At 67.9% G+C, this 21,712-nt stretch carries 26 protein-coding genes; 16 read left to right on the forward strand and 10 right to left on the reverse strand.

What is annotated here, in order from left to right:
- Positions 1–101 precede the first annotated feature (101 nt).
- Entirely contained in the window at positions 102–1,808 is a 1,707-nt protein-coding gene (locus ACNTAO_RS09500; RefSeq protein WP_435161757.1) for a phospholipase D-like domain-containing protein, read from the forward strand.
- A gap of 45 nt (positions 1,809–1,853) precedes the next feature.
- On the opposite strand, the gene han is transcribed toward ACNTAO_RS09500, so the two are convergent.
- The gene (gene han / locus ACNTAO_RS09505; RefSeq protein ID WP_435161758.1) at positions 1,854–3,800 is read right to left on the reverse strand and encodes a Hef-associated nuclease; all 1,947 of its coding nucleotides are present in this window, start codon (positions 3,798–3,800) and stop codon (positions 1,854–1,856) included.
- Positions 3,801–3,983: 183 nt separating this feature from the next.
- Between han and ACNTAO_RS09510 the strand changes: the two genes are divergently transcribed.
- The 4 genes from ACNTAO_RS09510 to ACNTAO_RS09525 all read left to right on the forward strand — a co-directional run bounded on the left by ACNTAO_RS09510 (position 3,984) and on the right by ACNTAO_RS09525 (position 6,718).
- Complete coding sequence (locus tag ACNTAO_RS09510; RefSeq protein WP_435161759.1) at positions 3,984–4,502, forward strand: Mov34/MPN/PAD-1 family protein; 519 nt, start codon at positions 3,984–3,986, stop codon at positions 4,500–4,502.
- Positions 4,499–4,927, forward strand: a complete 429-nt coding sequence (locus ACNTAO_RS09515; protein WP_435161760.1) for an FAD synthase family protein — start codon at positions 4,499–4,501, stop codon at positions 4,925–4,927. Before ACNTAO_RS09510 ends, ACNTAO_RS09515 begins: the two co-directional genes overlap by 4 nt.
- 90 nt (positions 4,928–5,017) lie before the next feature.
- Positions 5,018–6,442 carry a heme o synthase gene (locus tag ACNTAO_RS09520; protein ID WP_435161761.1) on the forward strand — a complete coding sequence of 475 codons (1,425 nt, stop codon included), beginning with the start codon at positions 5,018–5,020 and terminating at the stop codon, positions 6,440–6,442.
- Between the two features lie 39 nt (positions 6,443–6,481).
- Positions 6,482–6,718: a SelT/SelW/SelH family protein gene (locus ACNTAO_RS09525; RefSeq protein ID WP_435161762.1), complete on the forward strand. Its 237-nt coding sequence runs from the start codon at positions 6,482–6,484 to the stop codon at positions 6,716–6,718.
- 12 nt (positions 6,719–6,730) lie between these two features.
- On the opposite strand, the gene ACNTAO_RS09530 is transcribed toward ACNTAO_RS09525, so the two are convergent.
- Positions 6,731–9,196 (reverse strand): heavy metal translocating P-type ATPase, encoded by a 2,466-nt coding sequence (locus tag ACNTAO_RS09530; protein ID WP_435161763.1) that lies wholly within the window; start codon positions 9,194–9,196, stop codon positions 6,731–6,733.
- Between the two features lie 80 nt (positions 9,197–9,276).
- The gene (locus ACNTAO_RS09535; protein ID WP_435161764.1) at positions 9,277–9,486 is read right to left on the reverse strand and encodes a DUF8131 family protein; all 210 of its coding nucleotides are present in this window, start codon (positions 9,484–9,486) and stop codon (positions 9,277–9,279) included.
- A 98-nt stretch (positions 9,487–9,584) separates the two neighbouring features.
- On the opposite strand from ACNTAO_RS09535, the gene ACNTAO_RS09540 reads away from it, so the two are divergent.
- From ACNTAO_RS09540 to ACNTAO_RS09580, 9 genes are all read left to right on the forward strand, one after another.
- Complete coding sequence (locus ACNTAO_RS09540) at positions 9,585–9,758, forward strand: hypothetical protein (RefSeq protein WP_435161765.1); 174 nt, start codon at positions 9,585–9,587, stop codon at positions 9,756–9,758.
- A gap of 6 nt (positions 9,759–9,764) precedes the next feature.
- On the forward strand, positions 9,765–10,271 hold the full coding sequence (locus ACNTAO_RS09545) for a cytochrome c oxidase subunit II (RefSeq protein WP_435161767.1): 507 nt from the start codon (positions 9,765–9,767) through the stop codon (positions 10,269–10,271).
- Positions 10,268–12,085, forward strand: coding sequence for a b(o/a)3-type cytochrome-c oxidase subunit 1 (locus tag ACNTAO_RS09550; RefSeq protein ID WP_435161768.1), 1,818 nt, complete (start codon positions 10,268–10,270; stop codon positions 12,083–12,085). The genes ACNTAO_RS09545 and ACNTAO_RS09550 overlap by 4 nt, the downstream gene beginning before the upstream one ends.
- Positions 12,082–12,297 carry a CbaC protein gene (locus tag ACNTAO_RS09555; RefSeq protein WP_435161769.1) on the forward strand — a complete coding sequence of 72 codons (216 nt, stop codon included), beginning with the start codon at positions 12,082–12,084 and terminating at the stop codon, positions 12,295–12,297. The genes ACNTAO_RS09550 and ACNTAO_RS09555 overlap by 4 nt, the downstream gene beginning before the upstream one ends.
- A gap of 28 nt (positions 12,298–12,325) precedes the next feature.
- Positions 12,326–12,598, forward strand: coding sequence for a DUF7542 family protein (locus tag ACNTAO_RS09560; RefSeq protein ID WP_435161770.1), 273 nt, complete (start codon positions 12,326–12,328; stop codon positions 12,596–12,598).
- A 123-nt stretch (positions 12,599–12,721) separates the two neighbouring features.
- Positions 12,722–13,924, forward strand: a complete 1,203-nt coding sequence (locus ACNTAO_RS09565) for an MBL fold metallo-hydrolase (RefSeq protein ID WP_435161771.1) — start codon at positions 12,722–12,724, stop codon at positions 13,922–13,924.
- Between the two features lie 102 nt (positions 13,925–14,026).
- Positions 14,027–14,539 (forward strand): YeeE/YedE family protein, encoded by a 513-nt coding sequence (locus ACNTAO_RS09570; RefSeq protein ID WP_435161772.1) that lies wholly within the window; start codon positions 14,027–14,029, stop codon positions 14,537–14,539.
- Positions 14,536–14,994 (forward strand): YeeE/YedE family protein, encoded by a 459-nt coding sequence (locus ACNTAO_RS09575; RefSeq protein ID WP_435161773.1) that lies wholly within the window; start codon positions 14,536–14,538, stop codon positions 14,992–14,994. The genes ACNTAO_RS09570 and ACNTAO_RS09575 overlap by 4 nt, the downstream gene beginning before the upstream one ends.
- Before the next feature lie 90 nt (positions 14,995–15,084).
- Positions 15,085–15,453, forward strand: coding sequence for a thioredoxin family protein (locus ACNTAO_RS09580; RefSeq protein ID WP_435161774.1), 369 nt, complete (start codon positions 15,085–15,087; stop codon positions 15,451–15,453).
- Between the two features lie 97 nt (positions 15,454–15,550).
- Here the strand turns inward: ACNTAO_RS09580 and ACNTAO_RS09585 are convergent, their stop codons facing one another.
- From ACNTAO_RS09585 to trxA, 3 genes are all read right to left on the reverse strand, one after another.
- The gene (locus ACNTAO_RS09585; RefSeq protein WP_435161775.1) at positions 15,551–16,108 is read right to left on the reverse strand and encodes a class I SAM-dependent methyltransferase; all 558 of its coding nucleotides are present in this window, start codon (positions 16,106–16,108) and stop codon (positions 15,551–15,553) included.
- A gap of 70 nt (positions 16,109–16,178) precedes the next feature.
- Entirely contained in the window at positions 16,179–17,297 is a 1,119-nt protein-coding gene (locus ACNTAO_RS09590) for an aminotransferase class V-fold PLP-dependent enzyme (protein WP_435161776.1), read from the reverse strand.
- Positions 17,298–17,325: 28 nt separating this feature from the next.
- A complete protein-coding gene (trxA, locus tag ACNTAO_RS09595) occupies positions 17,326–17,670 on the reverse strand; it encodes a thioredoxin (RefSeq protein WP_435161777.1) in 345 nt (114 codons plus the stop codon).
- A gap of 225 nt (positions 17,671–17,895) precedes the next feature.
- Between trxA and ACNTAO_RS09600 the strand changes: the two genes are divergently transcribed.
- Positions 17,896–18,120, forward strand: coding sequence for a hypothetical protein (locus tag ACNTAO_RS09600; protein ID WP_435161778.1), 225 nt, complete (start codon positions 17,896–17,898; stop codon positions 18,118–18,120).
- Positions 18,121–18,185: 65 nt separating this feature from the next.
- On the opposite strand, the gene ACNTAO_RS09605 is transcribed toward ACNTAO_RS09600, so the two are convergent.
- Positions 18,186–18,584: a helix-turn-helix domain-containing protein gene (locus ACNTAO_RS09605; protein ID WP_435161779.1), complete on the reverse strand. Its 399-nt coding sequence runs from the start codon at positions 18,582–18,584 to the stop codon at positions 18,186–18,188.
- 147 nt (positions 18,585–18,731) lie between these two features.
- Between ACNTAO_RS09605 and ACNTAO_RS09610 the strand changes: the two genes are divergently transcribed.
- Complete coding sequence (locus ACNTAO_RS09610; RefSeq protein ID WP_435161780.1) at positions 18,732–18,887, forward strand: hypothetical protein; 156 nt, start codon at positions 18,732–18,734, stop codon at positions 18,885–18,887.
- Between the two features lie 3 nt (positions 18,888–18,890).
- Here ACNTAO_RS09610 and ACNTAO_RS09615 read toward each other — a convergent pair whose 3' ends face one another.
- From ACNTAO_RS09615 to ACNTAO_RS09625, 3 genes are read right to left on the reverse strand one after another with little or no spacing between them, the layout of a single operon-like run.
- On the reverse strand, positions 18,891–19,697 hold the full coding sequence (locus ACNTAO_RS09615; RefSeq protein ID WP_435161781.1) for an ABC transporter ATP-binding protein: 807 nt from the start codon (positions 19,695–19,697) through the stop codon (positions 18,891–18,893).
- On the reverse strand, positions 19,685–20,512 hold the full coding sequence (locus ACNTAO_RS09620; protein ID WP_435161782.1) for an ABC transporter permease: 828 nt from the start codon (positions 20,510–20,512) through the stop codon (positions 19,685–19,687). The genes ACNTAO_RS09615 and ACNTAO_RS09620 overlap by 13 nt, the downstream gene beginning before the upstream one ends.
- A complete protein-coding gene (locus ACNTAO_RS09625; RefSeq protein ID WP_435161783.1) occupies positions 20,512–21,534 on the reverse strand; it encodes an ABC transporter substrate-binding protein in 1,023 nt (340 codons plus the stop codon). Before ACNTAO_RS09625 ends, ACNTAO_RS09620 begins: the two co-directional genes overlap by 1 nt.
- Positions 21,535–21,712: the final 178 nt, after the last annotated feature.

Raw genomic sequence — 21,712 nt, forward strand, 5'->3', positions numbered from 1 at the left:
CTCGAGCACCCGAGCGGGGTGGTTTTCCTTTGCGATTTGGCCTGTGACCCACACAGACCCCGACCCGAGCGTTTATATACGAACCCGCGGCCATCACCTGCGTGCCCCACTCGCCTCGCCTCCGCCTCGCGCTCACCGCGCTCCTCGTCGCCGGCCTCGTGCTCGCGACGGCCGTGCCGACCGTCGGCGCTACCGCGGTCGCCGACGCGCCGGCCTCCGAGCGAGCAGCTGACGAGCTCACCGACGTGTCCGACGACGGTGACGATCCGACAGCGGGTGCGACCGGCCCCGGCCCGCGCATCCTCGAGCTGTACCCGAACCCGGTCACACACGAGGACCGAGGCGAGTACCTGATCGTCCGACTTCCCACGCCGGGCAACTGGTCGCTCACTGACGGCTACTTCACCGCGGCGATACCGCCGACCGTCAGCGGGGTCGTCGCCATCTCCATGCACCCCGCCGACACGAGATCCCACCTCGCCGGTCGGGACGTTCCGGTGGTTCGGCCCGAATCGTACTTCCCGCTCGCCACGACGGACGAGCGGGTCGTGCTCCGGCGCGACGACGTCGTCGTGGACGTCGTCGCGTACGACCGTGCTCGCGAGGGATACCGCTGGCGTGCCGCGTGGGACGAGTGGCGACCGGACGGCTACGAGCCCCGCGATTCGAAGCGCACAGCCGGCGCTACCGTGACGCCGTTCGTGCTCCCGGACTCGCCGCACGTCCCGGTCGAGGTCCTCACGACCGCCTCGGACCGACTGTACCTCGCCGGGTACACCGTCGAGTCCGAACGCGTCGCCGACCGCCTCGTTGAGGTGGCGGCCCGTGGGGTCGACGTTCGCGTCCTCGTGGAGGGAACGCCAGTCGGCGGGTTTCCCGCCCGCGGCGCCCGCGTCGCCGACCGCCTCGTCGCGGCTGGCATACCGGTCCGCGTGTTCGACGGTACCCCGAGACGATTCCGTTTTCACCACGCGAAGTACGCCGTCGTCGACGACAGCGCGATCGTGCTCACGGAGAACTGGAAGCGTTCGGGCACCGGCGGGAACTCCAGCCGCGGGTGGGGAGTGGTGGTCGACGACCGACGCGTCGCCGCCGACCTCGCGGCGGTGTTCACCAACGACGCCGACGGCGCCGATACCCGGCGGTGGGCCTCGTTTCGGACGACGGCGTCTGTCCACGGCCCCGCACACCCAGCACCGCGCGACCAGGGCGGCATCCTCGCTGCCGACCAGCCGTATCCGGCACGATTCTCGCCGCCTCCAGCGACCACCGCAGACGTTGAGCTCCTCACCGCCCCCGACAACGCCGGTGACCGCATCGTCGCGCGGGTCGACGCGGCAGACGAGCGCGTCCTCGCCGTAATCCCCCGCACCGGTGGGCCGGACGGCCGAATCGTTCGGGCGCTCCGCAGGGCAGCCAGCCGAGGTGTGGACGTCCACCTGCTCCTCTCGAACGCCTGGTACGACCGCGACCGAAACCGGGCGCTCCTCGAGGCGTTGTCTGACGAGCCCATCGTCGTCGCCATCGCGGAGCCGCGGAGCCGGTACGAGAAGGTCCACGCCAAAGGCCTCGTGATCGACGACACCACAATCGTCGGGAGCCTCAACTGGAACGAGGGTGCCACGACACGAAACCGAGAGGTGCTTCTCGCAGTCGAAAACGCGGCCGTCGCAGACTTCTACGCCCGGACGTACGCAGCCGACTGGCGCGGCGGCGGCGTCCACCTTCCGGTCGGCCTGCTCGCCGGACTCTCGGCGACCTTCGGGGCCGCCGCCGTCGTTACGCGTCGGGAGGTCGCGTTCGCGTGAGCGACCGCCACCGACCACGTCGACGGCCGAGGCCTCGCCGGCCGCTCACTTCTCGGGGACCGCCGCCGCCGAGAGCGCCTCGTCGATCTCCGCGTTCGCCATCTTTCCGATAAGCGCGTCGATAACCGCCGACCGCCGCCCCTTCACGAACTTGATCGATCCAACGACGAGGTGGCCGCCACCGGAGACGCCCGCCTCGGGCAGCTCCTCGTCGAGCTCCGTCACCATCGTCGGAATATCGAGTCTGACGCCGTCAGAGCGGAGCACCGCGAAGTCCGGGCCGTACCCGATAGTGATCACCGGGTCTCCGGTCGATTCCACCTTCGCGTCGTGAAGCTCGCCGGTCGTCTTTCCGGGCGCAGGGTAGGTGAACCGGTGTGCGTACTCGTCGACGTCGATCCGGTAGAGGTGTGCGCCGGAGGCGAGCCGCTCGTGTTCGACGTGTTCGTCGATCGCCTCGAGCTGCCGTTCGACGTCGCGTTCGGACCGCTCGGCGAGGAACGCGACGAGCTCCTCGTGGCGCGCGTCGTCGTCACAGCCGACGTTGAGCGCGTCGTTGACCAGCGTCTTCCCCTCGGCGTACCGGAGCCAGTGGGCGGCGTAGTCGAGCGCTTCACCGACGTCGAGGAGGTCCTCGCGGTTGTAGCCGGCCTCCGCAGCCAGCTCCTCGTACGCACCCATCGCCTCGGCCCTCGACCGGTCGGAGAGGCCGGCGACGGCCGGAACGTGTCTGAGTTCGTTGGTGATCGAGGGGTCGACGAGCCGGGCGAGTTCGACGCACATCATTCCCGTGGTGATGCGGTAGTCCTCGCCGTGGAGGTAGGGGTTGACGTGGGCGTCGAGCAGCGGCGCGACCGCCTCCGGGTCGGGATGGTGGTGATCGACCACCGCGATCGGGATGTCGTAGTGAGCGAGGTTCTGATACGCCGGCACGTCCTCTTCGGTCGAGCCGTTGTCGAGCATGAGCAGCAGCGGCAGCTTCCGTCCGTGTCGCGAGCGCCCCTCGAGCGCGTAGGTGAGGTCGCGCGTGACGTCTTCCATTTCGTAGTACGGTGCCTTGCTCGGCAGTCGCTTGAACAGGTGTCTGGCGGCGTCGGGGTCCTCGTGTACGTCGCGAACGAACCGCTCAAGGGCAAGCTGGAGGGGGATCGCGGCGCACATTCCATCCCCATCGGCGTGGTGTCGCACGCGGATCGGCCGGCCGGCGAGCACCGCCCGACGGAGTCGCTCGGCGAGCTCGCGGAGGTCGTCGTGAATCGGCTCGAAGGCCTCCCACTCGACGAGCGGATCGACGGCTTCGGGCGCCGCCGCGTCGTTGAGTGCGGACTCGAATCGTTCGCGAGCCGCGTCGGCGCGGTCGCCCTCGAGCGCGGTCAGCGACTCGACCTCGAGTTGGAGTCCCCCGTCGCGAGTTTCGACGGTTCCGGTGACGTGAATCATGTCACCGACCGATACCGAGGGATACGCTCGCACGCCGGCCTCCTCGAAGGCGGCACACGAGACGACGCCAGAGGCGTCAGCCACGCCGAAGACGGTCGGGCCACCCGTCTGTTTCGCCTGGACGACTGCTCCCTCGACGGTCACCTGATCGCCGGCGACGAGTCCCCGTACCCGAGAGACGGTAGGCTCGTGTGCCACGGTCTCTGTGCGGTACGCCTCTGGATGTGCCTCGTCGAACGCGACGTCACCGTTCTCGCGCACGTCGGTCAGCCGGACGATCAGTCGGTCGCCCACGGTGTACTGCCCGTCGAGGTTCGATTCGTGGACCAGTCCCGAGACCCCGTCGGAGACGTCGACGAAGACGCCGTATTCGACGACTCCGTTGACGACGGCGTGATAGCGGGCCCCGGTCTCGACGTCTTCGAGCGTGCAGTCTGGGGCGAGGTCGTAGACGACCGGCCGGTCGTCCGCCGTCCCCTCCGCACCCGCTGCGTCGGGTTCGGGACTCGAATCGTCCCGCGTGCCGGAATCCCCGGCGATGTTGTCGCTCATACACGACGTTCGACAGCGCTCGGTGTTAACCTTGTTATCTCCGTCGCACCCACGTCGGGGCCTCGATGACGTGGACGTTCCGTCACGGTCGGCGACCCCGTCGTCCGACGGCCGCTGTCCCGACGCCGCTGTGGGGGGCAGCGGTCCGGAACCCATATGAGTCGACGGCGAGTTTCATCTCACATGCGACTCTTCCGGTCGGACGAACTCCTCGGGATCGCCCGGGAGACGATGGAGTTCGTCCTCGAGGCCGCCGCGGAATCCCATCCGGACGAGTACATGGGGTTCCTCCGTGCCGACGACGCTGAGACGGTCGGACTCGACCGGACGGGACAGGTGATCACGGACGTCCTCGTCATTCCCGGGACGGAGTCGACACCGCAAAGCGCGTCCGTTCGGACGCACATGAAGCCGAACGATCTTCGCGCCGTCGGCTCCGTCCACTCACACCCGAACGGCGTGCTCCGGCCGAGCGACGCCGATCTCGCGACGTTCGGGCAGGGATCGGTCCACCTCATTCTCGGCGCCCCGTACGGCTGGGGCGACTGGAAGGCGTTCGACGCCGAAGGGGCTCAACGACCGCTCGAGGTACTCGACGTCGAGATGGCCGACGAGCACTTCTTCGACTTTACACAGGCCGACATCGACCGCGAGCTCGACGACGAAACCGACCGCGGCGGCTTCCTCTCGTGGCTCCGATGACGCGGGTCGTCGCACAGGGCACGTTCGACCTGCTTCACCCCGGGCACGTCCACTACCTCGAAGACGCGACCACGTACGGCGACGAACTCCACGTCATCGTCGCCCGCCGCGAGAACGTCACACACAAGCCGAGTCCGATCCTCGCCGACCGCCAGCGGCGCGACATGGTCGCGTCACTCGCCGCCGTGGACCAGGCCCACCTCGGCCACCCCGACGACATCTTCGTTCCCATCGAGACGATCGATCCGGACGTCATCGTACTCGGCTTCGATCAACACCACGACGAGACGGCCATTGCCGCCGCCCTCGAAGCGAGAGGCCTCGAGTGCCGCGTCGAGCGCGCCTCCGCGAGGCCACCCGGCCACGACGACGAGCTTCTCTCCACCGGCGACATCATCGACCGCGTACTCGAGCGGCGCGGGTGAGCCACCGCTCTGTTCCGCCGCGCTTCCGTCGACCGATCTCGATTCTGTGAAGCGCGGGAAATATATGATCGCACACCCAACCCGCTCGTAGTGACGATTCCCGACCGCTACCCCGTGCTCCTCGGTGCGACGGCCATCGGCGTCTACCTCCTCGTCGTCGTGGGTGCGACGACGTCGCTGACGGACGCCGCAGCGGCCTGTCGTGGCTGGCCCGCCTGTGGCGGCGGGACGGCGCTTCCGGCCGGCGCGAGCGGCTGGATCGCGCTCGGCCATCGGGCGTTGGCGGTCGTCGTCGGCGTCGCGGTCCTCGTCGCCGCGGTGCTCGCGTGGCGCCGACGCGTGGACCGACGCGTTCGTGGGTCGATCCTCCTCGCGCTACTGCTCTTTCCGGCACAGGCTGGCCTCGGGGCGCTCGTCGCACTCGGGACGGAGTCGCTGTCGGTGTCGGGAGTGACGGTCTCCGTCGGGCTCGTTCACCTCGTTCTCGGACTCGCCATCTTCGGGGGCGTCCTCGCCGCGCTCGCGTGGTGGCTCGAGGCCGAGACGGGTGACCCGTCCGATGCACCGTCGACGTTCGAGCCCGGCCAGTCCGACCTCCCGCCGGCCGAGGCAGCCCCAGAGCCGTCGATTCCAGAGGCGGCGATCCCACGGCTTCGAGCGACCGCAGCCGCGTACTTCCGGCTGATGAAGCCACGGCTGATGTGGCTGCTCTGTCTCGTCGCCGCCGCGGGTATGGCGCTCGCTGGTGGCCCTGGCTTCACCCCGCGTATCGTTGCCGCGACCCTCGCCGGTGGTGCACTCTCTATCGGTGCCTCCGGCACGTTCAACCACGTACTCGAGCGCGACGTAGACAAGCGGATGCAGCGAACGAGCGACCGCCCGCTGGCGACCGACCTCGTCCCGGTTCCCCGTGCGCTCGCGTTCGGCAGCCTCCTGACGGTCGTCTCGCTCGGGCTGTTCTGGAGCGTGAACCCGCTCACGGCCGTACTCGGCCTGGTAGCGATCCTGTTCTACAGCGTCGTGTACACGCTGATCTTGAAGCCGAACACGGTGCAAAACACCGTACTCGGTGGGGCCGCCGGTGCGCTCCCCGCGATGATCGGCTGGGCAGCGGTCACCGGCGAGGTCGGCGGTGGCGGTCTGCTGCTCGCGACGGTGATCTTCCTCTGGACGCCGGCGCACTTTTACAACCTCGCGCTGGCGTACAAAGACGACTACGAGCGCGGGGGCTTCCCGATGATGCCGGTCGTTCACGGCGAGACGGCCACCCGTCGACACATCCTCTGGTACCTCGGCGCCACGTTCGTGGCCGCGGCGGTGCTCGCGCTCGTCGCCGAGCCACTCGGGGGCCTCTACGCACTCGTCGGCGTCGTCCTCGGCGCGGTGTTCCTCTGGGCCGTCGTTCGGCTCCACTACGAGCAGACCGAGTCGGCGGCGTTCCGGGCGTTCCACGCGTCGAACGCCTACCTCGGCCTCCTCTTGTTCGCCGTCGTCTTCGACGCACTCGTCGTCTGAGAGCGAACGGTTGAACTGGCTGGCGGGCCTCCCGTCTCCATGACTCGCGTCGAAGTCGAGTACTGTGTCCCGTGTGGGATGGCGAACAGAGCCGTGGACGTCTCGCATGCGATACTCACCCAGTTCGGCGAATCGATAGCCGAAGCCGCGCTCGTGACCGGCGACGACGGGATCTTCGTCGTGCGCGTCGACGGCACCGTCGTCTTCGATCTGAGCGAGGACGCCTACGACGTCGACGCGATCGTTCGCGCGGTGCGACCGCACGTCTCGTCGTAGGCGCTCGCCGACTCACTCTGCGTCGAACACCGCCCGCGAGGAGTTACTCACGACGAGGATACTGCTCGTTCCCATGGCGATCGCGGCGAGAAGCGGATTCAACACGCCCGTGATCGCCAGCGGGATGGCGACCGCGTTGTACGCGAACGCCCACCCGAGGTTCTCTCTGATCCGCCGGTTCGTTCCGCGCGTCACCGCGAACAGCTCGGGGATCGCGCTCAGGCGGTCTTCTAAGAGGACCGCGTCGGCGGCGTCGGCGGCGAGGTCGGTCCCGCTGGCGACGGAGACGCCGAGGTCTGCGGCCGCGAGCGCCGGCGCGTCGTTGCTCCCGTCGCCGACCATCGCGACCCGCTCGCGGCCGCCGAGTCGACGAACGGTCTCGGCTTTCGCCTCCGGCGGCACCTCGGCGAACACCTCGTCGACTGCGGGGTGCGCCTCGAATCGCCGCGCCGCGGCGCGCGAGTCGCCAGTGAGGACGACGACACGCTTTCCGCGGTCGTCGAGATCGGACACGAGGTCGTCCCAGCCGTCGCGGACCTCGTCGCCGACGACGAGCACGCCCCGCACTCGATCATCCCAGCCGACGTACACTGGGACGTTGCCGTCGGCTACGGCCGCCTCCCCGGCGTCGTGGAGTCGGTCGGGGAGCGTCCACGCCGCCCCGGCGAACAGCGACCGGTGCCCCACGACGACGCGCTCGTCGTCGATCGTTCCCTCGACGCCGCGGTCGGTGACGGTGACGGCCGCGGTGTCGACGCCGAAGTCGGGCGTCGCCGTGGGCGCTTCGCGGACGTGCCGGGGAGCGTCTCCGGCCGGCTCGGTCCCACCATCGGCGACGGCCGTGGGACCGCCTTCGTCGACGCCCCCGGGCCGATCCTCGCCTTCGTCGCCGACGCCGGCGGCCTCGACGATCGCCTCGGCTATCGGGTGTGCGGAGGCCCGCTCGAGTGCGGCCGCCCGGCCGACGATCGACTCGGCGGTGGTCTGGTCGTCGGTCTCCGTCTCGAGCAGCCGCATCTCCCCGTCGGTGAGCGTCCCCGTCTTGTCGAGGACGACCGCGTCGACGTCGGCGGCGGACTCGAACACGGCGTCCGAGACGATCACGATTCCGCGCCGGGCGGCGTCACGGATCCCGGCCGCGATGGCGAGTGGCGTCGCGAGTCCGAGCGCACACGGACACGAGACGATGAGGACGGTGAGTGCGACGAGCGCGGCCGTCGTCGGTGAGCCCCCAGTCGCGAGCGTCACCGCGCCCACCACAGTCGCAACGGTGATCACGAGCGGGACGAAGATCGTCGCGAGCCGGTCGACGAGCCGCTGGATCCCCGACCGCGAGCTCTGTATCTCCCACAACAGCCTGACGAGCGTGTCGAGCGTACTGGTCGCGTCCTCGCCGACCGCGACGACGACGGGCGCGTCGGTGACGACGGTGCCACCACGGACCGCGTCGTCGGGGCGTTTCGTCGCCGGGAGCGACTCGCCGGTCACGAGCGCCTCGTCGACCGCAGCCGTCCCCTCCACGACGGTTCCATCGAACGGGATGCGCTCGCCCGGCCGGACGAGCAGGTGGTCGCCGGGCTCGACGGCTTCGGTCGGGACGGTCTCTCCGGACGCCCGTCGCACCTCTGTTTCTGCGGCGGTGGTCAGCTCGGAGAGCATCCCGGTCGCGCGGCGCTTGATCTGTGACTCGTACTCGTTGCCGGCGGTGACGACGAGGATGACCGCGATCGTCACGTCGAAGTAAAGGTCGGTCCGGCCGAGCAGCATCGCGAGCGTGCTGTACGCGTACGAGCTCGTCGCCGCGAGCGAGACGAGCAGGTCCATGTTCGGTTGACCGGCCCTGAGGCTCACGTACGCGCCGCGCAGTATCGGGTAGCCGGTGTAAAACAACACGATAGAGGTGAACAACCAGACGTTCGCGAAGAGGTACAGTCCGCTCACACCCCCGAGATCCAGCAGTGGCTCGTAGCCGAAGTACGTCGGGTACAAAAAGAGGACGTACCACAGCATCGCCATCATCCCGAAGAAGCCACCGCCGATCAGGAAGCGGACGACGGCGACGTCGTCGCCCTCCGACTTTGGGTCGGCGCGGTCACTCGCGGTGTATCCCGCCACCGAGAGCGCGTCCGGAAGCGCCTCTGCGGTCACCGTGTCGGGGTCGTACTCGACGCGGATCGTGTCCGTGGCGTAGCTCGCCTCGGCCGCCTCGACGCCGGCCTGTTCGCCGGCCGTCAGCTCGAGGAACGACTCACACGTCGCACAGTGCATCCCGTCGACGTGAAGAAACGCGGTCTCGCCGTCGAACGAGTCGTCGGTCGCCGACCCGGGCGTCCGCGCCTCGAGGTCAGCGACGTCGTCGACGTCGTCGAGCGACCGGGCGACGGTGAGACACCCGCGACAGCAGTACTCGCCGTCGACGTCGGTCGCAGTGTGCGGGTCGGACCCCGTTGGGAGGTCACAGAGCGTGCAGGTAGCCATGCGTCCCTCCTACGGCCGGTCGATGCGGCACCCGCGGTGCCGACCGCCCGTGGGTACCGTCGTGGTCCATCTACGCGTGCTCACGTGTCCTGCGGCTCGGTCGCCTCCGGCGTGCTCGGCGTCGCCGGACCGATGCTCCCGCCGGTAGCGAGACGCAGGCTCACCCAGATGAGCAACACGTTCACCAGGGTTATCAACGCGACGTACTCGGCCCGCGTGAGGACGAACGCCACCGCTGGGATCAGCCCGCCGAGCACCAAGAGCACGGCCCGCTGCAGTGAGAAGTTCATACCGTTATCGTAGTTTCCTGCGAGCATATATCACCACCGGATTTTCAGGTTCTTAGAACGGATAGGTATTATATATCGGTATCCCTGTAACCTCCCGTATGAGTCGAACGGAGACGACACAGGCGCCTGTCGATGAGGCGGTCGACGACGAGGAGTTCGATCCCGTCGGCACGCTCGCGCTCATCGCGGTATACTTCGCCATCCTCGTGCTCGCGTGGGTGTACATCTACTACATCGAGTTCCTCGGCCGGGACCTGGTCGTGGTGGGGTGACACGCGATGCACATTCACGCCTACGAGAAGCTCTGGCTCGCGGCCGCGATTGCGCTTATCTTGCTGCTCATCGGCTCCGTCACCTACGGTGCCGTTGGCCCAGGGGTCGCGATGGTCACCGACAGCGAGAACCAGATCGACGCGGGTGGGCTGGACGAAGACGAGCGGTTCTCGGAGCCGCGCGTCGAGCAGGTCGGTGAGAACCACTACGAGGCGTACGTCGTCGCCTACCAGTTCGCGTTCGATCCGAGTCCGATCGTCGTCCCCGAAGACAGCCGGGTGACACTGTACGTCACCTCCCGTGACGTCGTCCACGGCTTCGAGGTCGTTGGAACGAACGCCAACACGATGGTCGTCCCCGGAGAGGTCGCACAGATCTCGTTCGAAGTCGACGAGCCGGGCGAGTACGGCGTCGTCTGTAACGAGTACTGTGGAGCCGCTCACCACACGATGGAGGGGAAACTGCACGTCGTCTCCCAGTCGGAGTTCGAGAACCGAGGTGAGAACGCGTGAGTGAGGCGTTGCGTGCCGAACAGACGTTCGCCGACAAGTTCCCAAACGAGGCGAAGGTCGTCCGTGCAGCGTTCCTCGGGTCGTTCTTCGCGCTCTTTTTGGGTGCCGTCTTCGGGATCGTCCAAACGCTCCACCGAACCGGCATCTTCCGCGGATTCATCGCCTCGACCGACTACTACACCGTCCTCACCGCCCACGGCGTGTTCATGGTGCTCAGCTTCACCATCTTCTTCCTCGTCGGACTGTTCACCTGGGCGGTGACCCGGAGTCTCGACCGGCCGCTCGTGAACATCAAGATCACGTGGACCTGGTACGGACTCATGGCCGCCGGCATGACGATGGCCGGCTTTTCTATCCTCGCCGGGTTCACCAACGCGATTCCGGTGAGCGCTGACGTACTCTACACGTTCTACGCGCCGCTGCAGGCGCACCCGCTCTACTACGCCGGGCTCACCGTCTTCGTCGTCGGCACGTGGCTCGCCGGCGCGGACTGGTTCCGCACGTACCTCGCGTGGAAGCGCGACAACCGCGGCGAGCGGATCCCGCTGCAGACGTTCATGGTGTTGACCACGATGATCATGTGGTACATCGCCACGACGGCTATCGCGGCGTCGATCCTGTTGTTCTTGCTCCCGTGGTCGCTCGGGCTGATCCCGTCGGTGAACCCCACCCTCACCCGGACGCTGTTCTGGTTCTTCGGTCACCCCGTCGTCTACTTCTGGTTGATGCCCGCGTACCTCCTCTGGTACACGGTGCTCCCGTCGATTGCCGGCGGCCGGCTGTTCAGCGACCCGCTCGCGCGCGTCGTCTTCGTGCTCTTCGTCTTGTTGTCGACGCCGGTCGGCATCCACCACCAGTACCTCGATCCCGGCATCGCGGAGGGGTTCAAGTTCATCTCGATGACCAACACGATGTTTCTGCTCCTGCCGAGCCTGCTCACGGCGTTCACGGTCGTCGCGAGCGTCGAGTACGGTGCCCGCCGCCGCGGCGGCACCGGCCTGTTCGGCTGGCTTCGCGCGCTGCCGTGGCGTGACCCCGCCTTCACCGGCATGATGCTCGCCGGATTGATGTTCGCCGCCGGCGGGTTCTCGGGGATGGTGAACGCCGGGATGAACATCAACTACATGATCCACAACACTCTGTGGGTCCCGGGCCACTTCCACCTCACCGTGGGGACCGCAGTCGGGCTCACGTTCATGGCTGCCACCTACTGGCTCTGGCCGCAGATCACGAACAAGCCGATCTACAGCCTCCAGATCGGGCTCTTCCAGGTCGTGCTCTGGTTCATCGGGATGGCGCTGATGTCGAACGCGATGCACGCACAGGGGATGCTCGGCGTCCCGCGCCGAACCGCAGAGCCGGAGTACTCGGGCTTCGACTACCCAGCCGCGTTCGGCGGCTTCGAGGAGCTCAACCTCCAGATCGCGATCGGCGGGACGCTGTTGTTCCTCTCGACGGTGTTGTTCCTCGGAAATATCGTGCTCACCATGGGGAACCCGAAGGTCTCTGGCATCGCCGAGTCGATCCGCCCCGCGCTCTCGGGACCGACCGACGCGCCGCAGGTGCTCGATAACCTTCGGGTGTGGGTGAGCATCGCGCTCGTCCTCGTCGTACTCGCGTACGCGCTGCCGCTCGCGGCGATAATCAGCGACGGCGGCCTCCTCGGGCCAGGCGTCGGCACCTACCCGGTCTGGCTCGACGGAACGGTCCACGCGCTCGCCGAGACGGCGACGACAGCAGGCTGGATGCTCGTCGACTCGCTGACCGTCCTCGGCGCACACGTCGCCGACACGCTCTCTGGGGTGGCGCCGTGAACCTCGACGTCAGCCGCGGTGGCCTCCTCGTTGGCCTCGCGGTGTTCGGAGTAATCGTATACGAACTCCGCACCGTCGTCGGATTCATCGGCATCGACCTCCCGATCGTGCCGTATCTGACCGGTGTGTTCGTGCTCGCCGGCGTCGCGATCTGGGTCCTCGTCGTCAACGGCGGGTGGCAGACCGACCCGGGCTCGAAGAAGTCGAGTTGATCGGCCCTCGAACACGCCAGTCGGATCGATGTCGGACACGCATATCACTGTGACCTGTACGAATTGTTCGTTCGAGACGACGTTCAGCCGGCTCTCGGCCGCCCGCGTCGCGCTCGCCGACCACGAACGAGCGACTGGCCACACGGCCAACTGGACGATCGACTCGCTCTCGCCGGGCATCGAGCGGGCGGGCGAGGAGGCTGGTGTGTGCGGGATTCCGGGGTCGAGTGCGGCCGACTCGCCTCTCGTTCGGTCCGAGAGCCGGGACGCTAGCGACGTCCGATCGACGGACGCCGAGTGATCGTCACATCGGGTGTATCATCCGCGTCGTCCCCGTGTCTTTCACAGGCTGGAACCGATTCTCGCACTTTCGAAACATTCCCATGAGAACCGTTAAGATGGTCGCTCCGGTACCGCGGAATATATGGGTGGAAACGAGATGCAGTTCCCCGAGCCGGCGGTCGAGGTCCCGCCGGTCGACCCAGAGACGGTCAAGCGGCGTCTCGACGAGACCGACCGGGTCGTCCTCCTCGACGTCCGCATGCCGGAGGCGTACCAGCGGTGGCACATCGAGGGCGACGTCGTCGAGTCGATCCACGTGCCGTACGACCGGTTCACCGGCGACACGGTCGAGGAGGCGGTGCTCGACCGGATTCCGGCCGACGAACGCGTCACGGTCGTCTGTGCCAAGGGACTCGCGAGCGAGTTCGTCGCCGGCGAACTCGCTGCTCGCGGGTACGACGTCGACCACATGGCCGAGGGAATGACCGGGTGGTCCCGGCTGTACGAGGCCCGCGAGGTGACCGACTACGACGGACCAGGTACCCTCACACAGTACCACCGTCCCTCCAGCGGGTGTCTCGCGTACCTGCTCGTCGCGGACGACGAGGCGGCGGTCGTCGACCCGCTTCGGGCGTTCACCGACCGGTACCTCGCCGACGCGGCCGATCACGGCGTCGAGCTTCGATACGCCTTCGACACACACATTCACGCCGACCACGTCTCGGGACTGCGCGAACTCGCCGCCGTCGGCGTGGAGGCGGTCCTCCCACAGCGAGCGGCCGACCGCGGCGTGACGTACGCCGACGCGGTGACGCTGGCCGCTGACGGCGACACCTTCGGCGTCGGTGATGCGACGATCGAGGCAGTAGCGACGCCCGGCCACACCACTGGGATGACCTCGTACCTGCTCGGTGGGTCGTTCCTCGCGACCGGCGACGGCCTGTTCGTCGAGAGCGTCGCTCGCCCCGACCTCGAGTCGGGAGACGCGGGTGCACCGGCGGCCGCGCGCACGCTGTACGACTCCCTACAGGACCGCGTGTTGACGTTCGACGACGACGTCCTCGTCGGCGGCGCACACGCCAGTGCGGCGGCCGAACCGGCACCAGATGGCACGTTCACCGCGACGATCGGCGAGCTGCGTGCGCACATGGACACGCTGTCGCTCGACCGGGACGCCTTCGTCGAGCGCATCCTCGCGAACATGCCGCCGCAGCCGGCCAACTACGAGACGATCATCGCGACGAATCTCGGCACACACGCGGCCGACGACGAGGAGGCGTTTACCCTCGAGCTCGGCCCGAACAACTGTGCGGCGAGCACCGATGCACTCACCAGTGGCGACTGAGTCCGTGAGGGACACACAGACTACGATGCGACTGGCGCCCCTCCATTCGACGACCGCACGCACGTCCGACTGGCGGCCGAGAGACTCCGCGGAGGCGCGGTCGTGATCGCATCTCTCCTTGGGGGTGGCCTCTTCGATGTAGCCTTCCCGAACGGTATCGCACGATACGCGCTCGGCGGCGTGCTCGTCGGGCTCGGCGTCGTGGCCATCTACCTCGGGACGGGGATCACCGCCGGCGCGAGCACGTTTCTCGAGTCGACGCTGTCGTACGTCTCGGGGCGGTCCCGCTTCGCGACGTACCGCGCCTCGCGCGACTGGCGAGTCGTGTTCACGGTCGGGATCGTCCTCGGGGCGGCCGCGTACGCAGTTGGCTTTCAGGGTCAGTCGTGGTCGCTCGCGGGAAGCGGCTGGACGACGGCGGTGTCGCCGTGGCGGCTGTTCGTCGGCGGGGTGCTCGTCGGCGTCGGCACCCGGCTCGGGAAGGGCTGCACCTCCGGACACGGGATCTGTGGTGTCGGGTCGGTCTCGCGCACCTCCCTCGTCGGCGTCGCGACCTTCCTCGTCGTCGCGATTGTGACCGCGAACGTCGTCGCCGCACTCGGAGTGGTGCCGTGAGTCGTCACCCGGCATTTCTGCCGCTCGTGCTGGTCGGGGGGCTCCTCTTCGGCTTTGGGCTCGGACTCAGCAACATGGCGCGGCCGGAGGTCGTACTCGACTTTCTTACCTTCGAAGACTTCGGCCTGCTGTTCGTGATGTTCGGCGGCTCGCTCGTCGCCGGCCTCGCGTTCTGGGTCGTCCCGCGGTTCCGCGAGACGGCCCCACTGACAGGACGCCCGTACGGCCGACGACTGAAGTCGTTCGACCGGACGGTCCTCGTCGGCGGCGCGATCTTCGGCGTCGGGTGGGGACTCTCCGGTGTCTGCCCCGGTGCGGCGTACGCCAGCCTCGGCGTCGGCAACTGGCCGATCCTCTACGCTATCGGCGGCATGTTCGTGGGGGCGTACGCGCACGGCGTGTGGCGAAGCCGCGACTCGGCCGCGACGCCTGCGACCGCACCGACCGACGACTGATCGTCTCTTCGTCGACCCGCCGGGGTCCTCCCGAACGAGCCGTACCGCCGAGACGAGCGTTTTTGTCGCGTCGCACTCGACTCGTTAGCCATGGACGACTCGACTGCATCGGCCGATCCCTCCACGCCGGACCGCCCGATCGCACTCGCGGACGAGTCCGCACTCGACGCGTTCGTCGCCGACCACCGCCTCGCACTCGTCGAGTTCTACACCCAGGGGTGTGGGATCTGTGCGAGCATGGAGCCGGTCCTCGGCGGTGTCGCCCGAACGCCCGACCTCGCGGTTGGCATCGTGAATCCCCGAGACGACCCGCCGCTCGTCGAGCGATTCGACGTTCGGAGCGTTCCGCTCTTCGTCTGTTTCGTCGACGGCGAGCCGGTCGCCCGGCGCGCGGACGGGTTCGTCTCGGGTGACGAACTCGCCGAGTGGGTCGCGTCGAAGAGTGGTCGAAGCCAGTAGCGATCACGGTCGTCGCTGACCGGCCTACGCCCGAGCGGATGCAGTCGTCGCCGGTCGGCTTACGGCGCCCGAGCGGATGCAGTCGTCGCCGGTCGGCTCACGGCGCCCGAGCGACGACGACGAACGTCTCCGTCCGATTCCGCGCGTGTCGGACGGCAAACCCCGCGTCCGTCACCATCTCGACTGCCTCGCCGAGCCGATACCGCTCTGCACACGGCGGTCCGGCATCGCCGTCACCGTCACCAGACCAATCGAAGATTACGAGTCGACCGCCCGGTGTGAGCACTCTCGCGAGTTCTGTGACCGCATCTGCGTCGCCAAATTCGTGGAACGTCGCCGTCGAGTAGGCGGCGTCGAGCTCGCCCACATCGAAGGGCAGATCGCCGACGTCGCCTTCGACCAACTCGACGTTCTCCGGCAGTCCCTTCTCGCGGTATATCGCGTGCATCTCGGGTTGCACGTCGACGCCGTAGACTCGCCCGGCGTGCGGCGCCATATCGTCCGTGTAGAACCCCGTCCCGCTTCCGAGGTCGGCGACGACCGCGTCGGCGGTCGGGTCGACCGCGTCGATCAGCTCCTCGCGAGATATCCAGGCGTACCGCGCCTCGTCTTCGAGCTGGCGCGCGCGGTCGGCGTCGAACGTGTGAAATCCCATACGGCTGTCTTGTGCCGCCCGCGCAAAAATCGGTCGATGTCGCCGCCGGCGGTCGGCTCCCGGCGCCTCCTTACGGCTCCTCGCGGAGCGCGTCCGCGGCGGCATCGACCTCGCGCTCGGTCGTGATCGCGTGGATCGACACCCGAACGCCGTCCGGGTGTGGAAGGTCGCGGATCACGATCCCGCGCTCGCCGAGCCGGTCGACGGTCGCTGCCGGGTCGGCGACGTCGACCGTGACGAGCCCAGATCCGAACGCCATCGGACTGAGGAGCCGCTCCTGGCCGACTCGGCGCTTGAACCGGTCGGTGAGCGTCTCGATCCGATCTTGGATGGTCTCGACGCCGATCGACTCGATCGCGTCGATCCCCTCGAGGAGGCCGACGTGCGCGGCGGGCGTCGTCGTGCCGACCTCGAATCGCGTCGCCCCGTCGGCGTACTCGATCGCGTCGCCGTCTGTGGACGCCACGCCGCGGTACCCCACCGATCCGGGCGTCAGCGACTCGGCCGCCGTCCGCTTCACGTACAGGAATCCGGCACCCCACGGGCCGAGCAGCCACTTGTGTCCGGCAGCCGCGACCGCGTCGGCGCCCCACTCGTGAACGTCGACGGGCATCTGTCCGGGCGACTGGACCGCGTCGACGAGGGTGAACGCCCCGGCGTCGTTCGCGGTCTCGACGAGCTCGCGAACCGGCAGCCGCGTGCCGTGGGTCCACGTTATCGCGCTGAAACAGACGAGGCGGGCGTCAGCGACTGCCTCGGCGAACGCGTCGCGGTCCAGCCGGCCGTCGGTCGTCTCGACGACGCGGACGTTGACGCCGACCGTCTCTTCGAGCTGCTGCCACGGAAGCGTCCCGGCCGGGTGTTCGAGGTCGGTCCGCACGACGACGTCGCCCGGCTCCCAGTCGATCGCCGCGGCGATCCGCGCGATGCCGTCGGTCGTGCTCTCGGTGAGCGCGACCTCTTCGGGGTGCGCACCGAGCAGCGAAGCGACGCGCTCACGGACGGTCTCGTACGTCTCGTAGGCCCGCTCGTACGGGTCGGCCTCGGCGACGCCGTACTCGTGGGACTCGAGGAACGACGCGGCGGCGTCGACCACGTACTCCGGACTCGGACCGTGTGCGCCGTAGTTGAGGTACGCCGTCTCGTCGGTCAGTGCGGGGACGTCCGCGCGCAGTTCGCGGGGCGTCACGCGACCACCCCGTCGATCGCAACGGCCATCAGTTGAGCCGGCTCGCGACCGCCTCTCGAAGCGCGTCTTCGGTCTGTGCACCGACCATCCGATCGGCCATTTCGCCGCCGTCGAACACGAGAAGCGTCGGAATGCCTTGGACGCCGTACTCGGCGGCGAGCTCCTGGTACCGGTCGACGTCGACTTTGAGCACCGCGGCGTCGGTGTCGGACGCGAGCGACTCGACGGCCGGCTCCATCATCCGACACGGCCCACACCAGTCGGCGTAGAAGTCGACGAGGACGACGTCGTACTCGGCCACGTGTTCGTCGAAGGCCGCCTGGTCCTCGAGGCTGATCGGCTCGCCGGGCGCGGGTTCGCTGGCTTGCGTCATCACCTTCCGGTACGCGGGCCGCCGTGATAACGGTTTTGGAACTATGGCACAATACTATCCGTCGTCGACGGGATCCGAGCGCCGGCGAAGTGCGTGGCGTCTCCCAGTCGACTCGTCGTCGGTTCGTTCCCTCGGGCTCGCACACGCGTCGCGGGTCCGCACACCGTTTTAGCCTCTTGGGAATCCTGGGGCTGGTATTTACGATCGACACGGCTATTGGTGGATATGAGCCACTCGACACAATCCCCACGCATCAGTCTCGATGCGGCGTTCAAAGCGTTCGGCGCGGTGACGATCCTCATCGGCGTCGTCCTCACCGTCGGCGTCGTCGTCGTGACCAATCCGTTCGCCGACTACGTCACGGCGACGCCGGCGGTGGCGGGCAGCCTCCTGTTCACCGGGCTGCTCGCGGCCGTCGGCTACGCGGCTTACGCGCTCCGCCGCGGATAACAGCGCACTGGCTCCGTCCTCGCCGCCGTGTCGGCCGGCAAGCGCCGTAGTCGACGCCCGTGTGCTCAGTTCGACGCCGTGACCGACCCGGCGTCCTGGTACTTGTCTTCGAACTCTTGGATGAGCTGGCCCATCTTCGCGTACCAGTCGTTCAACATCCGCTGCATCTCTCCCGATATCTTCGCCGGGTCGGTGGGCTGGTACACGTGGTAGTATCCGCCCTGGTCGTAGTTGATCTGCTCTTTGTTGATGAAGCCGGTCTGGAGCAGCCGCTGTACCGCCCGGTACGCAGTCGACCGCTCACGGTCGACCGCCTCGGCGATCTCGTCTACGGTCAGTGGCTCGTCGCTCTCGACGAGCACTCTAAAGCACGCCTTATCGAGTGGTTTGAGCCCGTGGAAACACTCCAGTAGTCCCTCACACTCCATGTCGCTCCGGAGCTGTTTGGCCAACGAGTCTGGCATAGTATTGTATTCGGCTTCGCTCCCAGCGGGTAAAAGGCTTGTGTAGGATGTGTACAATTCTGTGTCCCGACGCTCGGCTCGACGCGTCCGTCCCCGCCGCGGCATCGGTCACAGGATTCACGAGCGTGAGACGACGACCCTCAGTCGATGTCCGACGACGAGCAGTCGCCAGCAGTCGCACAGTTTCTCGACCGGGCAGACGCGGCCTTCGAGGAGTACGATCAGGGGTACGCGGACGCCGACGCGACGATCGCCGTCCTGCGGCGACACGTCGACCGATTGCGGGCAGCCGACCCCGAGTGACGCCTACGGCGCCGCGCCGATCAGCTCCCGCACACGAGCGACGTGGTCGCCGAACGCCGGGTCGTCGCGTTCACGCGGCCGATCGACGTCCACGTCGACGATCGACTCGACGCGGCCGGGGTCTGCTGCCATCACCACGATGCGGTCGGCGAGCGTCACGGCCTCGGCGACGTCGTGGGTGACGAAACAGACCGTTTTCCCGGTCGACGCCCACACGTCCAACAGCTCACGCTGAAGCATCTCTCTGGTCTGGGCGTCGACCGCACCGAACGGCTCGTCCATCAACAGGAGCGCGGGGTCAACCGCGAGCGCCCGCGCGATGGCGACGCGCTGTTTCATGCCTCCGGAGAGCGACTTCGGGTAGGTGTCGCGAAACTCGGAGAGGCCGACGAGTGCGAGCATCTCGTCGGCCCGGCGGTCGTGATCGGCCGCGGGGTACCCACTGCGTTCCAGTCCGAATCCGACGTTCTCCTCGACAGTGAGCCACGGGAACAGGTGATACTCTTGAAACACCACTCCCATGTCGGTCGTCGGTTCGGTGACGGGGGTGCCGCCGAGACGGACCGCACCGTCCGTCGCCTCGGTGAGTCCAGCGACGACTCGAAACAGCGTGGTCTTTCCACAGCCGGACGGACCGACGAGACAGACGAACTCCCCGCTGTCGACCGTGAACGAGACGTCGTCTAGCGCGCGAACCGGCGTGCCGTCGCCCGTGTACGTCTTTCCGACGCCGTCGACGACGACCTCCGCGGTGGCGTGTGCTCCCGACTCCTCGGGGTCGGTCACGGTCGAGTCGTTCACGCCCGCCACACTAACACCCGCCGTTGGACCGCACGGAACGCCACGTCGACGACGAGGTACAGCAGGCTCAACACGAGGATGTACGCGATCACCTTGTCGACCAGGAGGTTGTTGCTCGCTCTGAGTATCTCCCGACCGATCCCCGGAACGCCGAATATCTCGGCGGCGACGACCAGCATCCAACACCGGCCCAGTCCGGTCCGGATGCCGGTCGTGATCTCCGGCAGCGCCGCCGGAATCACGATCGACCGGATCATGTCGAGGTCGTCGCGTACTCCGAGCGTTCGACCGACGTCGAGCAGCTCCTCGGAGACGCCCTCGACGGCACCGAACGCCGCGTAGAAGTTGATCCAGAACGCGCCGACGGCGATGATGAACGCGGCCCCGGCGTCGTTGATGCCGAACCACGCGATCGCGAAGCCGATGAGCGCGAGCGGCGGCACCGGTCTGAGAACTCGCACGAGTGGCGCGGTCACGTCGTCGAGCGGGTCGCTCCAGGCGAGAGCGATTCCGGCGCCCACGCCGAGAGCCGTTCCGACGACGGTCCCGGGGATCCAGTGGCGGACGCTCGACGAGAGCGCGTCGAGCATCGTTCCAGACGCGGCCTCCTCGACGAACCGTACGCCGACAGCGGCCGGCGATGGGAGCACGTACGCCGGCTGTGTGAGCGACACGAGGTGCCAGAGCGCGAGGAACGCGAGGAGGCCACCGGCTCCGCGCACCAGCCGGCGCGGGTCGTCGATACCGACGCCACCGAGGAGCCGCCCGTCGCTCACGTCCTTGTCGGCGCTTCCGTCGAACCGCTCGCGGGTATCCGTCGCCATCACAGCGAGTCGTAGACGGCGTGGTCGAAGATCGTCTCGTTCGAGAGCGGTTCCGATATCTGGCCGTTTTCGGCCGCGAACTCGGCGAACACCGGCGTCGCCTCCGTGATCGTCTCCGGGTCGGTGACGAAGTTCGACAGCGGCGAGTCGAGTGCCTTCCGAGCCCTGTCGGCCGGCATCCCGATCCCTGCCTCGACGTGTGCTGCGGTCGCGTCGGGGTTCGCGTCGATGAACTCGGTGGCGCGTACGTGCCCCTCGAGGAACGCACCCGCGATCGGGCTCTCACGCACCGCGTCGCTCATCAACGTGACCGCAGCCGGCTGTCCCGGGAGGACGTCTGCTGCCGTCCGGAGCATCGTCACCGACGACTCCTCTTCGGCGGCTATCGTCGGGACGGGCTCCATGATCGAGGTGCCGTCTATCTCGTCGTTCGCGATCGCCTGCCACACGGCGCTCGCTCCGTTGATCTCGACGATCTCGACGGCGTCGGTCGCCCCGGGGTCGACCCCGACGTCCGTGAGCCAGTACCGGAGCAGCACGTCCGGGACGCTCCCCTGTGGGAACGTCCCGAACCGGAACGGACGACCGCGCTCGGCCGCCCACGTCTCGAAGGCCGCCGCCCCCTCGGCCTCGAAGATCGGGTGGAACGACGACTCGGCCATGATCCCCATCGGCTCGCGGATGTTGGCGGCGGTGACCTTCGCTGGAACGCCGCGGTCGATGGCGATCATCGCCGGGACGATGCCGAACATCGCGACGTCGATGTCGCCGCCGCCGAGCGCCTGGACGATCGACGGCCCGTCGGTGAACTCCCGGCCCGTGATCGTCGCGTCGATCGCTTCGAGGTACCCCTCCTGTTCCATCACGTACCACTGGAGGTCGGGGTAGATCGGCATGTGTGCGACGGTCACCTCGTCGAGTCCGCCGCCCCCGCCGAGACAGCCGGCGAGACCGAGCGTCGCCGCGCCGCCCCCAGCCGCGAGGACGGCCCGCCGCGACGCCAGCGGTGATCGATGTGTCATACGAACGGTACGGGATCCGGGATCAATACCTTCGCGTCACCAGCAACGACCAGTCGTACCGATGACGGGCCGCTGTGCCGAAATCCGGTGATATTCGCCGCGAGACGACCGCTCGGTTCGAAACCGGCAGAGACGGGCGTCACCGGTGTGTGCAATACTTGCCGGCGCCACGCCGCGT

The sequence above is a fragment of the Halorubrum zhoui genome, assembly GCF_051194155.1.
Classification (GTDB): domain Archaea; phylum Halobacteriota; class Halobacteria; order Halobacteriales; family Haloferacaceae; genus Halorubrum.

Bases quoted from the DNA above. Each gene is read 5' to 3' on its own strand.
- ACNTAO_RS09515 (WP_435161760.1), top strand. From the start codon at position 4,499: ATGACGCGGGTCGTCGCACAGGGCACGTTCGACCTGCTTCACCCCGGG.
- ACNTAO_RS09605 (WP_435161779.1), bottom strand. From the start codon at position 18,584: ATGCCAGACTCGTTGGCCAAACAGCTCCGGAGCGACATGGAGTGTGAG.
- ACNTAO_RS09510 (WP_435161759.1), top strand. From the start codon at position 3,984: ATGCGACTCTTCCGGTCGGACGAACTCCTCGGGATCGCCCGGGAGACG.
- ACNTAO_RS09610 (WP_435161780.1), top strand. From the start codon at position 18,732: ATGTCCGACGACGAGCAGTCGCCAGCAGTCGCACAGTTTCTCGACCGG.
- ACNTAO_RS09540 (WP_435161765.1), top strand. From the start codon at position 9,585: ATGAGTCGAACGGAGACGACACAGGCGCCTGTCGATGAGGCGGTCGAC.
- ACNTAO_RS09560 (WP_435161770.1), top strand. From the start codon at position 12,326: ATGTCGGACACGCATATCACTGTGACCTGTACGAATTGTTCGTTCGAG.
- ACNTAO_RS09625 (WP_435161783.1), bottom strand. From the start codon at position 21,534: ATGACACATCGATCACCGCTGGCGTCGCGGCGGGCCGTCCTCGCGGCT.
- ACNTAO_RS09620 (WP_435161782.1), bottom strand. From the start codon at position 20,512: ATGGCGACGGATACCCGCGAGCGGTTCGACGGAAGCGCCGACAAGGAC.
- ACNTAO_RS09530 (WP_435161763.1), bottom strand. From the start codon at position 9,196: ATGGCTACCTGCACGCTCTGTGACCTCCCAACGGGGTCCGACCCGCAC.
- han (WP_435161758.1), bottom strand. From the start codon at position 3,800: ATGAGCGACAACATCGCCGGGGATTCCGGCACGCGGGACGATTCGAGT.
- trxA (WP_435161777.1), bottom strand. From the start codon at position 17,670: ATGACGCAAGCCAGCGAACCCGCGCCCGGCGAGCCGATCAGCCTCGAG.
- ACNTAO_RS09585 (WP_435161775.1), bottom strand. From the start codon at position 16,108: ATGGGATTTCACACGTTCGACGCCGACCGCGCGCGCCAGCTCGAAGAC.
- ACNTAO_RS09565 (WP_435161771.1), top strand. From the start codon at position 12,722: ATGGGTGGAAACGAGATGCAGTTCCCCGAGCCGGCGGTCGAGGTCCCG.
- ACNTAO_RS09525 (WP_435161762.1), top strand. From the start codon at position 6,482: ATGACTCGCGTCGAAGTCGAGTACTGTGTCCCGTGTGGGATGGCGAAC.
- ACNTAO_RS09545 (WP_435161767.1), top strand. From the start codon at position 9,765: ATGCACATTCACGCCTACGAGAAGCTCTGGCTCGCGGCCGCGATTGCG.
- ACNTAO_RS09600 (WP_435161778.1), top strand. From the start codon at position 17,896: ATGAGCCACTCGACACAATCCCCACGCATCAGTCTCGATGCGGCGTTC.
- ACNTAO_RS09580 (WP_435161774.1), top strand. From the start codon at position 15,085: ATGGACGACTCGACTGCATCGGCCGATCCCTCCACGCCGGACCGCCCG.
- ACNTAO_RS09535 (WP_435161764.1), bottom strand. From the start codon at position 9,486: ATGAACTTCTCACTGCAGCGGGCCGTGCTCTTGGTGCTCGGCGGGCTG.